Here is a 12,807-nt window from a genome sequence, read left to right on the forward strand (position 1 = left end):
CATTTTTACTGTCAATGTGCCTCAAACTTCCTGCCTCCATGAGATTAATTCGAACTAGATTTCCTGATTACTCTCGAGTTTCACGGACCTGACGCAAAGAAACTGCCCATGAAATTTTAGAGAACTGTCACACTGTAAGAGGGAGGCTTAAAGTGTATCAGTCAGCATTTTCCAATGCTTGTGCGAAACGGCCTTGCCGCAAATCGACGAACTCCTGGCTCGTCTGTGCTGAGCCAGCTTCAGTTCATTCCACCGGTTTTGATTATGTGTGGCTGAATTCAAGTCATGCCTCTTTGGTGTTCTCTGAATTCTCTTTAACAAACTACGCTAAGCCTCTTTACAAGCACGCTAATTCCAGATCGCTTCATACAGAAGTGATTGACGTTCTATCGACTTGTTCTTCACGATCAGGCCAGACACCTGATCATCTCAGCAACCTGCACCGGTCAACTTCCCAGGCATCATTTTAAGCCGAGGTATCTGAACATGAGCGTTCCGTCTTACATTCAAGATCTTATAGCTCACCGCGAAAAGGGCAAAAGCCTCAACGCCCCCTTCTATAGTGCTCCCGACATTCTTGATCTGGACATGGAGGTCTTCTTTCGCAAACACTGGATTTTCGTAGCTGTCGAACCTCAGCTTCCGGAACCGGGCGATTGCATTACCGTTGAAATCGGCAAGACATCCGTCCTGCTCTTGCGCGGTGATGACATGTACATCCGCGGCTTTCACAACATCTGTCGGCATCGTGGTGCGAAGCTCATTGATGAGCCTGAGGCCACGATCGGCAATATTGTTTGCCGCTATCATGGGTGGACATATAACGAGGATGGCGAACTCATTCTGGCCGAGCATATGGGCAAGGACTTCGACAAGACCTGTCATGGCCTGAAGACCGTTCATGTGCGTTCAATTGCCGGTCTCATCTTTATTTGCCTTGCGGAGAACCCTCCGGAAGACATTGAAGAGATGGCGCAGATCATGGAGACCTATATTGCTCCTCATGATATTGCCAACTGTAAGGTGGCCTACACGGCTGATCTGATTGAAGAAGGCAATTGGAAGCTGACGCTTGAGAACAATCGTGAGTGTTATCACTGCGAAGGCACTCATCCGCAGCTCACCGTCCCACTCTCCGAGTTCGGTTTTGGCTTTTCGCCCGATGAAATGGATGAGCGGCGCACGGCTGACGTCAACAAGTATCTGTCTTTGCTTGAGAGCGAGCATAAGCGCTGGGAGGCCGCTGGCCTGCCTTCTGCCGAGGTGGACAAGTTGGCCAATGCCACCAGCTTCCGTTGCATTCGCCTGCCTTTGATGGGCGAAGGCGAGTCCCATACTCTGGACACCAAGATCGCCAGCAAGAAGCTGCTTGGAAACTTCAAGGACGCCAAGCTTGGTGGCTTGAGCTTCTGGCATAATCCCAACTCCTGGCACCATTTCATGAGTGATCACATCGTGACCTTTGCCGCTTTCCCGTTGTCGCCGGACCGTACGCTGGTGCGGACCACGTGGCTGGTGCACAAGGATGCGATTGAGGGAGAGGATTACAACCTCGACAACCTGAAGCAGGTCTGGATGATGACCAACCAGCAGGATGCGGATCTGGTGCGGCTGGCACAGCTTGGCAGTGAGGACCCTGCTTATGAGCAAGGTCCATACTCGGAATACACAGAGCCTCATGTGGAAGCGCTGTGTGACTGGTATATTGAACGCCACAAAGCGCACATGCCTGCCGGTGATGTTGAAATGGCGGACGCATGACTCAGAACGTAACTTTTGATGATCTGAAGACCGTCACGGACTACGATGAAGAACACTTCACCGAAGCGACCCGGATCCCCATGTGGGATCCGGAGGTGGATGATGTTCTGGTCTGCCGGCAAGTGCGGCAGGAAACGCATGATGTGAAGACGTTCCTGTTTTCTGCACGTGAGCCTCGGGTTTTCAGGTTCTATCCCGGCCAACACATGACCTTCGAGCTTCCGGTTGAAGGCATGATCATGCGCAGTTACACAATTTCCGCTTCTGCTGCGCGGCCTTATCGCGTTGAAATCACGGTCAAACGGGTGCCGGGTGGTCCGGGTTCCAACTGGCTTTTGGACAACATGCTGCCGGGCAAGGAAGTGAATGTCTCTGGCCCTGCTGGTGAGTTCACCACGGATGCCACGCAGGAAGAGAAGCTGTTATTCATTTCAGCAGGCAGTGGCATCACACCCATGATGTCAATGACCCGCACGGCCTGCGATCTTGCAGAGCCGACAGATCTACATTTTATTCATGCTGCACGCACACCTGCAGATATCATCTTCAGACATGAACTGGAATTGCTGGCTGCACAAAATCCTGCCTTCAAGCTCTCATTTACGTGCAGCACCACATCTGGATATAACAGCTGGAGCGGGTTTGAAGGGCGTTTGAGCCTTCAGATGCTGTCACTTATGTCGCCAGACTTTAAAGACAGGAAGATCCTATGTTGCGGCCCTGCCCGTTTCATGGAAGGCGTGCAAAACATGCTGCAGGAAGCAGGCTTCGACATGGCAAATTACCATGAAGAAAGCTTTGACTTTGGGGCTGAGACAGCTGGTACCTTTGAGGATCAGGTTTCTGCGCCGGAAATCAGTGACCAAACCTATCGGGTCACCTTCACCAAGACCGGACATGTTGTTGAGTGTGGGCCGGGCATGACAATCCTTTCTGCTGCGCGTGAAGCTGGCATTTTACCGATGGCATCCTGCCAACGCGGTATTTGTGGTACATGCAAATCTCAACTGGTTTCGGGTGAAACCGACATGCAACATGGCGGAGGCATTCGAAAACGGGAAATTGATCAGGGTAAGATCCTGATTTGCTGCACAACACCTTTGTCAGACATTGAAGTGGACCTTTAGTGTTTGGCACTCCCCCATCCATTGATAAGTGACAATAAAAAAGTGTATCTAAATCAATAAGAACGATAAGAAGGGTCCAGCCCAAGGATCTCTCCTGACCACAAGATAAACGGTCCAACACAGGAGAAGCTTCATGACTGATTTACGCAATTCCGACCGGCCTCCGGCGGATATTATGGATAGTCCATCGGACGACATGGCAGACTCGGATTACAGTCTTGGCCAAGATAACATTGAAGGAAAATTTGGACCCATTGGGTTTGACATTCACAATCCAGTATTCGCTATTTCAGCTTTAGCTGTCGTTGCATTTGTTGCCTACACCTTACTTTTGCCAGAGCAAGCAAACTCCGTTTTCAGCACGCTCTTTTCTACTGTCACGAAGAGCTTTGACTGGTTCTTTATTGGCGCTGCCGACATTTTTGTTATCCTCTGCCTTGTAATCGTGGTGAGCCCTTACGGCAAAGTGCGCCTTGGTGGTAAGGGAGCTACGCCGGACTTCAGCTATCTGAGCTGGTTTTCCATGCTGTTTGCAGCTGGTATGGGCATCGGATTGATGTTCTACGGTGTTTCTGAACCGATCAGCCACTTCGCCTCCTCACTGGGTGGTACAACTGTTGGTGCTGATGGCGTGCGAACCGACTGGGCGCCGCTTGGTGCAGCTGCCACAGAGGAAGAAGCGATCCGTCTGGGTATGGCTGCCTCTATCTTCCACTGGGGTCTACACCCATGGGCGATTTATGCTGTTGTTGGATTGAGCCTTGCGTTCTTCAGCTACAACAGAGGCTTGCCGCTGACAATCCGCTCCGCTTTTTATCCGATTTTCGGCGAACGTGTTTGGGGTTGGCCGGGACATATCATCGATATTCTTGCCGTTTTCGCAACCCTGTTTGGTCTCGCCACATCTCTTGGTCTGGGCGCTGTTCAGGCGAACTCCGGCCTCAACAAGCTGTTTGGCATGCCAATTGACAGCACATGGCAGGTCATACTGATTGCTGCAATCACTGCGATTGCGCTTGTCTCCGTTGTGCGCGGTCTTGAAGCAGGTGTGAAACTGCTTTCCGAAATCAACATGGGACTGGCTGCTCTGCTGGTGCTCTTTGTTGTTATTGCGGGTCCGGGCCTGATCTTGCTGCCAGATGCTCTGAACTTCCTCGGCGCTTATTTGCAGTATCTTCCTGCTCTTTCCAGCCCGGTTGGTCGTGATGATGTCAACTTCATGCAGGGTTGGACATCCTTCTACTGGGCTTGGTGGATTTCCTGGTCACCTTTCGTGGGCATGTTCATCGCGCGTGTCAGCCGTGGTCGTACTGTTCGTGAGTTCCTGATTAGCGTTCTGCTCATTCCGTCATTGGTATGCGTGCTTTGGATGTCCATCTTTGGTGGTGCTGCGATCAACCAGATCGTCAATGACGGCTACACTGCTGTTCAGCAAGCTGCGCTGCCAGTTCAGCTGTTCACAATGCTGGAAGCTATGCCATGGGCAACAATTACAAGCTTTGTCGGTATCGTGCTTGTGATCGTTTTCTTTGTCACCTCTTCCGATTCCGGTTCTTTGGTGATTGATACGATTGCTGCAGGCGGCAAAGTGGATGCGCCGGTTCCTCAGCGTGTGTTCTGGTGTCTGTTTGAAGGCTTGATTGCGATCGTGCTGCTGCTTTCTGCAGGCGGACTGAAGTCTTTGCAGTCCATGGTGATCTCCACCGGACTGCCTTTCACAATCGTCTTGCTTATCATGTGTGTTGCAATTTGGAGAGGACTTGCAAGCGAGCCGCGCTAGGTTATCTCAATAACTTAGCCTCTTAACTTTCAATGCCGCCGCAACCTTTCAGGTTCGGCGGCATTTTTTTAGGCGACTTTCTCTTCCGTCACAGAGACGCGTCGTAAGACCTGCGGCGTACAGCCGTACCGGCGGCGGAACATGCGGCTGAGGTGAGATGAATCGCAAAAGCCACAATCAACCGCAATTTGTGCAACTGATTTCTGGCTTTTCTCGATCAGATGACGCGCCAAATCCAGCCGAATATTGAGAAATGCGACCTGTGGTGATGTTTCCAAAGACAGGCGGAAGTAGCGTTCTATCTGGCGCTTGCTCTTTCCCATGCGCTGCGCAATTTCCTGAATGGAAATCGGCGTGTCGATGTTTTGCTGCATGATGTGCAGGGCGCGCTGTACAATGGGGTTTTGAGTTTTCAGATCAAGCGGGATGCCGGGTTGAGGCTTTTCGGCCTGATGGGCATCATCAATGATCATGATGTGCAGGCTTTTATTGGCATGTGCGCGGCCTACATGTTTGTCCACCAGATAGGCGGCAAGATGGGCAGAACTTACACCACCTGCGCAAGTGAGACGATCACGATCAACGACGAAGATCTGGTCGGTGACCGGATCAAGGCCATCAAATTGCTCTTTGAAATCAGAGTGGCTGAACCAGCTGACGCAGCTTTTGTAGCCGTCCAGCAGTCCGGACCGATGAAGTAAAAACGCACCGGTACACACGCCCACAAGGGGAATTCCGGCAGCGGCAGCTTCTTTCAGGAAGTTTTGATAGGCCGGGCTGAACTCCGTGCTCTCATCAATGAGACCGCCCACCACAACGATGTAGTTGAAGCGTCGCGGATCTCCTAGTCGCTCTTTGGGGTGAACGGAAACGGCGCTGCTGGATGGGATTGGGTCCATGGTGTCTGACAGGACGGTCCAATTGCACAGGATCGGGCGACTTCGATCACCCTCATCTGCTGCGAGGCGCAGGACATCAACGAAGTTGGCAAATGCGCAAAGGGTGAAGCGTTTGGCGAGAATGAACCCAACAGAAAGACGGGTCTTCTCCTGCTTGGAAACTGGTTTACGCAAAGCGTTGGTCGGATGCGATAGTGCCTGTGTCATACGAGATGCTTCTCTTTATATTCAGACCGACAAACTGCAATGATTACATTGCCTGTCTGCAGCCTGAGCCCATCCAATCCAGGTCAGTTTTAGCGTGTCTTCAGCGGCGTATTTTTCCAGTTGGTCTGACCATGCTGGCCTGCGTCTTTCTCGAATTTCGTCATCATGCCCAGTCTCCTAACCAGCGTCAGGAGGCCGGATTTATGGGCTTTGGCGAACACGCGTAAGCCCATGCAGTATTTATACTTAATTTGAGTCAGCTTGGCTACGCATTCCATCTGCACTCGCATAAAAATTGATCAGACGTGATGTGTTGATGGATGCTCAATCAAATGTCGTAGGGGTAATCCCTATCTGACGCAAATCTCCTATTTATGAGCGTAAAACCTCTCCAAATTGATAGTTTGAAGACGCGAAGAGTTCAGCGAAACGCTTTGTTTCATTTGAGATTTTGATTGGGAGAGACCTGTTTAGTGAGTGATACATCCTTCATCCTTCGCTTCACCTGTGTGGATCAGCCGGGCATTGTCTCGACAGTGACGTCAGCTCTGGCTGCTCGCGGTGCAAATATTGTTGAGGCGAACCAGTTTTGTGATCGCAAGACAAACCAGTTCTTTCTGCGGGTTGCCGTGCGTGTGCCTGAGCACATCGACAAAGCAGCTCTTGAGCTGGCCCTGTCGCCTGCCATTGACCGGTTCAAAATGCGGCTGAAGGTGGAAGATTTCTCACGTCGTCCCAAGGTCATCATCATGGTCTCCAGATTTGACCATGCCCTGTTGCATCTGCTTTACCAGATCAAAGTGGGTTGGCTTGATGCTGATGTTGTCGCCATTGTGTCCAACCACGCGGACAGCCAAGGCGTTGCGGACCATGAAGGTATCCCGTTTTATCACTGGCCTATCACCAAGGCGAACAAGCTTGAGCAGGAAGCCAAGCTGAGTGATCTTATTGAAAAAACAAATGCGGAACTGGTTATCCTTGCACGCTACATGCAGGTGCTGAGCGATGAGATGTCCAGCAAGTTCTTTGGCATGATCATCAACATCCACCATTCGTTCCTGCCAAGCTTCAAAGGGGCAAAGCCCTATCATCAGGCTCATGATCGCGGAGTGAAGCTGATTGGTGCGACCGCTCATTATGTGACGCCGGATCTGGATGAAGGTCCGATCATCGAGCAGGAAACGGAACGGGTGACGCATGGCATGACGGCTGAAGACTTCGTGGCTGCAGGCCGGGATATTGAATCCCGCGTTCTTGCACGAGCCGTCAAATTTCATCTGGAGGGCCGCGTCATGCTGAACAACAACAGCACGGTGGTCTTTACCTCCTAGCGGCCACTTCCCCACACCCAACACTGCTTTGCCAACGCACCGAGAATTCATAGAAGTAAAGGATCGAAAACATGTCCGCATTTCCTAACAAAGCGAAAGTTGTGATTGTTGGCGCTGGCGGCATTGTTGGAGCGTCCGTCATCCATCATCTCATTGAAAATGGCTGGGACGACATTGTTGGCATCGATAAATCCGGCATTCCGACAGACATCGGATCGACAGCTCACGCCTCCGATTTCTGTTATGCCACCAGCCACGATCTTTTGACGTGCTGGACCACCATGTACTCCATGGATTTTTACGAGAAAATGGGCCATTACGCCCGTATTGGTGGGTTGGAAGTTGCTCGCGTGGGCGATGATGAGCGCATGGGAGAGCTCAAGCGCCGGGTGGATTCAAGCAAAGCCTTTGGCACCAATGTGAGCATCATCAGCGCCGCTGAAGCCAAAGAAAAATTTCCGCTTTTGGAGGAAGATCAGATCCAGGGCGCCTTGTGGGATCCTGATGCTGGTCTTGTTGTTCCGCGCTCTCAAACTGTTGCTGGCAAGCTTATTGATCTGGGTGAAGCGACCGGGAAGCTCAAGATCTTTGCCAACACATCGGCGCTAGAGCTCATCACAGATAATGGCCGTATCACGGGGGTGAAGACAGAGCGCGGGACCATCCATGCTGACCATGTTGTGGTGTGTGCTGGCCTTTGGGGGCGCCTTATTGCGGAGATGGCTGGCGAGGACTTGCCTGTCATGCCAGTGGACCATCCCCTCACCTTCTTCGGTCCTTATAATGAGTTTGAAGGCACAGGTGCTGAGATCGGCATGCCTTTGCTGCGAGATCAGGGCAACTCTGCCTATATGCGTGATACGGGTGATCCGAAGAGTACAGAGGGCGGGCAGATTGAATGGGGCTACTATTACGAGGAAAATCCTCGCCTCGTGCATCCGCGTGACATTTTGGAAAAAGAGCAGGCTCGTCTGTCTCCCTCCCAGCGAGATCTGGTGCTTGAGGATGTGATTGAGCCGCTGGAAAAGGCTATGGAACTGACGCCGGTTCTGGCTGAGCTCGGGTTCAATGAAAGCCATTCCTTCAACGGGCTTTTACAAGCCTCCGTTGACGGTGGTCCATCCATGGGAGAAAGCCGGAAGCTGCGCGGGCTTTGGTATGCTGTCGGCATCTGGATTAAAGACGGTCCTGGCATGGGCAAGTTGATTGCTGACTGGATGACCTATGGCAAAACCCATGTGGACCATAACTCAGTAGATTTTTCCCGCTTCAACGAGTTCCAGCTCAAGAAACAGTACATTCATGACCGGTGCTGGGAGACTGCGAAGAAAATCTACAATCCGCCTGTTCATCCCCGCGAACCTTTCGCCAATGCTCGTGGCATCCGGCGCTCGCCGTTTTATGAGCGGGAAGTTGAGCTTGGTGGCTACTTCATGGAGCTTGGAGGTTGGGAACGTGCCCATGGCTATGCCGCCAATGAGCACTTGCTGAACAAGCATGGCAACCGTGTGCCTGAGCGTGAGAACGAATGGGACAAGCGCCATTTCTGGCGTGTTTCCAATGCTGAGCATCTGGAGATGAGTGAGGATTGCGGCATCATCAATCTCTCCCATTTTCACATGACTGACATTTCGGGTCCAGATCACGTTAACCTGATGGAATGGCTGTGCGCAGCCAAAATTGGCGGTGACAAGAATATTGGCAAAGGCATTTACACGCATATGCTGGATGATGATGGCCATGTGCGGGCCGACTTCACCGTGTTCCGCATGGAAGATCGCTGCCGGTTGGTGAACGGCGCGGATGCAGGGCCACGAGATCTGGTCTACATGCAGCGTGTGGCTGATGATAATGGCTGGGACGTTTCCATCACAGATGTGAGTGAGGATTACACGACTATTGGTATCTGGGGGCCAAACGCTCGTGAAAACCTGCAGAAGGTCGTTGAGGACCCTGACGCCCTTACACCAGAAAACTTCCCGTTTGCAGCTATTCGCGAGATCACCATTGCTGGCAAAACCGTCTCTGCTTTCCGCATCTCTTATGTGGGTGAGCAAGGGTGGGAGCTGCATATGCGCTATGAGGATGGTTTGGCTGTCTGGGATGCTTTGCGCGAGATTGGCGTGATTGCCGTGGGTGTCGAGACCTATGCAAACTCGCGGCGCCTGGAAAAGTCATTACGCCTGCAAAATGCAGACCTGCACACGCAGTACAACCTTTTTGAGGCCGACCTATCCCGGCCTAAGGTGAAAGCGGCTGACTTCCGCGGGAAAGAAAAGCACGCGGAGTATCGCGCCCGTGAGGCTCAACCTGCCATGTTGTGTACACTGGTGATGACAGACAACACCGATAAAGACGGCGTCGCGCGCTACCCAGTCGGCAATCTGCCCGTGATGCATCCGGATACGGGTGAGACACTGGTGGATGATCTGGGGCGGCGGTCTTATACAACATCCATTGCTTACGGCCCGAGTATCGGCAAAAACATCGCCCTTGCCTATCTGCCGCAGGAATACTGCGAGGAAGGGCGACAGCTGGAGGTGTCTTACTTCGATGAAATCTATCCGGTTGAAGTCGCCGGAGTGGGATATGCGCCGCTCTACGACCCAGAGAACTTGAAGCCTCGAAGCTAAATTGTGCGTTGAGCACGCAATGATCTGAAGAAATGCAATGGCCCCGGATCTGATTAAGATCCAGGGCCATTTTCTTTTCGTGCACAGTGTTAATTCGCGCCTCGATCGGCGTCGTTTCTATCGGCTTTAAGCAGTTTCAGTTTCTGGTGCGCTTACTTCAGCTTTCTTGTTGTGAAAGATGAAGCCGATGAAGTTCAAAAGAAGCTGGGCTGCAAGAATTTGCGTGGATTCAGATGGGTCATAGGCAGGAGCTACTTCCACAAGGTCCATGCCAACCACGTCACCGCGCTTGCTGAGGCCCTGCAGAATTTCAAGCACATCGTAATACTGGAAGCCACCGTGACTTGGGGTACCCGTACCGGATGCGATGGACGGGCAGAAGGCGTCGATATCGACTGTCACGTAGTAGCGCGCGCCTGCCGGAATGCGTTCCAGCACAGCTTCTGCTCCCAGCTCCCGCACCTGACGGACTGACAGGATGTCAGAGCCTCTTGCGCGAGCATCGTCATAGCCTTCCTTGGCGGTGGAGGACACATTGCGAATACCCAGCTGGGTCATTCCTGAGACATACTCTTTCTCAATCGCACGGCGCATAGGATTGCCGTGGCCCTCCGTCACGCCATGGCGTTCATCAACGAAATCAAGATGTGCGTCGATCTGGATTACATGGATCGGACCTTTTTCAGCACAGTCTTCCTCAAAGGCTCGGATGCATGGGATGTTGATTGAATGGTCACCGCCAATCACCACAGGCAGAGCACCTGCATCGAGGATTTTCTTGACCCCAAACTCGATGTTCGCATGGCTTTCAATGGTCTTGGTGTGGATGATGTCCGCGTCTCCAATATCAACGATACGGACATCGCTGCTGAGATAGGTCGCGTCATCTTCATGATCGTACGCACCGGCATGGCCGAATGAAAACAGTGTGGACGCTTCACGCACGGAACGTGGTCCAAAACGTGCGCCTGAGCGCCATTGTGCGCCAAAGTCAAACGGTGCGCCCAGAACCGCTACATCCGCATCAATTTGATCCCAATCCGACACATACTCTTTTTTTCCAAAGGTCGAGATTCCAACGAATGGCAGATTGAGGCGCCCGGATTTATAGCCGTGATCAGACATATTTCGTCTCCGTTAGTTCATTATCTGTAGGCGAGTTCTGGCAAGAACAACGCAATTTGTGGGAATGCCATCACAAGCCCTGTTGTCAGCAGCAAGATCAGCAAGAATGGGGGAACTCCGCGGACAACATCCACAAATGGTCGGCGGAAAACAGCAATTGCCGTGAACAGATTGCACCCGAATGGCGGTGTGGCGGCTCCAATGGCAACCTGCAGTGTGATGAGTACTCCAACCAGCACCGGATCAAGACCCGTCGATTTGATCAGTGGGGCAAAGATTGGCACCAAAATCAAAATCACCACGATGGAGTCGACAAACATACAGCCGATGAAGAACGCCAGAATGATCGCCGTCAGCGTCATTATCGGACCAGCCTCATTGAGCCCTAGCGAACTGATGATTGTCTGAGGCACCTGCGCGAAGGATAGGGTCCAGGAGAAGGCCGCGCCCGCTGCGATCAGGATGAACACCACCGAGGTGATGGCCCCCGTCGACAGAGCGATATCCGGCAGATCGCGAAGGCGGATGGATCTGAAGATCAAGGCTTCCAGAACAACGGCGTACAGCACACAGATGGCTGCAGCTTCTGTTGGAGAAAAGACACCGCCATAAATTCCACCGACGATGATCAGCGGAAAGCCCATGGGCCAGAGTGCGCGCCTTACCGCATCAAACCGCTCTCCCCAGTCGGATCTTTCCAACACCGGAATATCGTGCCTGTACGCATGCCACATGCAATAGGCTGAAAAGAACACCACGATGATGAGGCCTGGAACGATGCCAGCGATGAAAAGCTGCGAGATCGATGTGCCGGACACAACACCATAGATGATCATGCCGATAGATGGCGGAATGAGATAAGCCAGATCAGCGGCGTTGACGATCAATCCAATGGTGAAGCTGTCTGAATAGCCTGACTTCAGCATACGTGGCCGCATCGCACCGCCAACCGCAACAACTGTGGCTTGCGTAGAGCCACAAACCGCCCCGAACAGTGCGCAGGCACTGGTTACCGAGATGGCCAGCCCGCCCTTGATGTGCCCCATAAAGCGCATCACCACATCAATCAGACGATCAGCAGAGTGCCCACGTGTGATGATATCAGCGGCAAGGATGAACATTGGGACTGCGACCAAGGCAGAGGGTTTGACCCCGCCAATCATCTGCTGGACCAGTATCTGCGGACTAAAGTTTGGGAAGTAGATCAGGAACCCGATAAAGGCTGCCGAGATCAACGGCATTTTCATCGGAAATCCGAACAGCAGCAGAACGACCATGACCGTTAGCATGAGCTCTGTCATTTTGCGGTCTCCTCTTCCTTCTCAACGAAGCGCGCAACTGCGGCGGCCGTTTCCGGATCCTCATAGCTGTCGACCTCCAGATAGGAGACGTAGATTTCCTCTTCCGACAGATTGAGGTTTCGCAGAGCTGTTAAGAGATATTGGAGGGTTGCTAAGCCCAACCCGATAACCACCCAGATGTAAGTCAGATAAAGCGGCACCTGCAGTGCAGGCGTGACCCGGCCCCGGCTGGCAACTTTCGCTACATATTCAACGGCATACCAGGTCAGCGTCGCCATCATGGCTGCAGTTGTTATGGTGATCAAAATCATCAGGATCTTGCGAAGCTTCTGAGGCAGAGCATCATAGATGGCCGACATGCGGATATGGATGCCCTTTCGCGTGGCGTAACCAAGCCCCATGAAGGTGATGATGACGATCAGAAACTCATTGAGCTCTTCGGAGAAATAGATCGACTGGTGAAAGACATAGCGCCCGAACACATTTGCGATGGTGTTGACGGCCATGGCGATAACGCCCCAACTGAGGATGAAGACCTCAATCTTGCTGATCACACCGTCAACTTTCCCGAGGAGCTTAAAGGGGACAGAACGGGGTTCCATCTTTACCCTCCTCCAGTGCACCCACACCCCGCCTTTTAGTG

At 52.3% G+C, this 12,807-nt stretch carries 10 protein-coding genes; 5 read left to right on the forward strand and 5 right to left on the reverse strand.

The window, feature by feature from the left end; genetic code table 11:
- Positions 1-486: 486 nt before the first annotated feature.
- The 3 genes from DHN43_RS24560 to DHN43_RS24570 all read left to right on the forward strand — a co-directional run bounded on the left by DHN43_RS24560 (position 487) and on the right by DHN43_RS24570 (position 4,668).
- Entirely contained in the window at positions 487-1,761 is a 1,275-nt protein-coding gene (locus tag DHN43_RS24560) for an aromatic ring-hydroxylating oxygenase subunit alpha (RefSeq protein WP_063288615.1), read from the forward strand.
- Positions 1,758-2,888, forward strand: coding sequence for a hybrid-cluster NAD(P)-dependent oxidoreductase (locus DHN43_RS24565; RefSeq protein WP_057465193.1), 1,131 nt, complete (start codon positions 1,758-1,760; stop codon positions 2,886-2,888). Before DHN43_RS24560 ends, DHN43_RS24565 begins: the two co-directional genes overlap by 4 nt.
- A gap of 133 nt (positions 2,889-3,021) precedes the next feature.
- Positions 3,022-4,668 (forward strand): BCCT family transporter, encoded by a 1,647-nt coding sequence (locus DHN43_RS24570; protein ID WP_108820406.1) that lies wholly within the window; start codon positions 3,022-3,024, stop codon positions 4,666-4,668.
- A 68-nt stretch (positions 4,669-4,736) separates the two neighbouring features.
- Here DHN43_RS24570 and DHN43_RS24575 read toward each other — a convergent pair whose 3' ends face one another.
- On the reverse strand, positions 4,737-5,774 hold the full coding sequence (locus DHN43_RS24575; protein ID WP_063304894.1) for a GlxA family transcriptional regulator: 1,038 nt from the start codon (positions 5,772-5,774) through the stop codon (positions 4,737-4,739).
- Between the two features lie 89 nt (positions 5,775-5,863).
- Positions 5,864-6,007 (reverse strand): hypothetical protein, encoded by a 144-nt coding sequence (locus DHN43_RS24580; RefSeq protein WP_159096978.1) that lies wholly within the window; start codon positions 6,005-6,007, stop codon positions 5,864-5,866.
- Positions 6,008-6,247: 240 nt separating this feature from the next.
- Between DHN43_RS24580 and purU the strand changes: the two genes are divergently transcribed.
- Both purU and DHN43_RS24590 read left to right on the forward strand, forming a co-directional pair.
- Positions 6,248-7,105, forward strand: a complete 858-nt coding sequence (gene purU, locus DHN43_RS24585; protein WP_108820408.1) for a formyltetrahydrofolate deformylase — start codon at positions 6,248-6,250, stop codon at positions 7,103-7,105.
- 71 nt (positions 7,106-7,176) lie between these two features.
- A complete protein-coding gene (locus tag DHN43_RS24590; RefSeq protein ID WP_108820409.1) occupies positions 7,177-9,738 on the forward strand; it encodes a GcvT family protein in 2,562 nt (853 codons plus the stop codon).
- 126 nt (positions 9,739-9,864) lie between these two features.
- On the opposite strand, the gene speB is transcribed toward DHN43_RS24590, so the two are convergent.
- Genes speB through DHN43_RS24605 form a run of 3 tightly spaced genes read right to left on the reverse strand, consistent with a single transcriptional unit; the run spans position 9,865 to position 12,766 of the window.
- On the reverse strand, positions 9,865-10,863 hold the full coding sequence (gene speB, locus DHN43_RS24595) for an agmatinase (protein ID WP_063304891.1): 999 nt from the start codon (positions 10,861-10,863) through the stop codon (positions 9,865-9,867).
- A gap of 20 nt (positions 10,864-10,883) precedes the next feature.
- Positions 10,884-12,164 (reverse strand): TRAP transporter large permease, encoded by a 1,281-nt coding sequence (locus tag DHN43_RS24600; RefSeq protein ID WP_063288608.1) that lies wholly within the window; start codon positions 12,162-12,164, stop codon positions 10,884-10,886.
- Positions 12,161-12,766: a TRAP transporter small permease gene (locus DHN43_RS24605; protein ID WP_063296878.1), complete on the reverse strand. Its 606-nt coding sequence runs from the start codon at positions 12,764-12,766 to the stop codon at positions 12,161-12,163. Before DHN43_RS24605 ends, DHN43_RS24600 begins: the two co-directional genes overlap by 4 nt.
- Positions 12,767-12,807: the final 41 nt, after the last annotated feature.

Origin of the sequence: Pseudovibrio sp. Alg231-02, assembly GCF_900143565.1 — a bacterium.
Classification (GTDB): domain Bacteria; phylum Pseudomonadota; class Alphaproteobacteria; order Rhizobiales; family Stappiaceae; genus Pseudovibrio.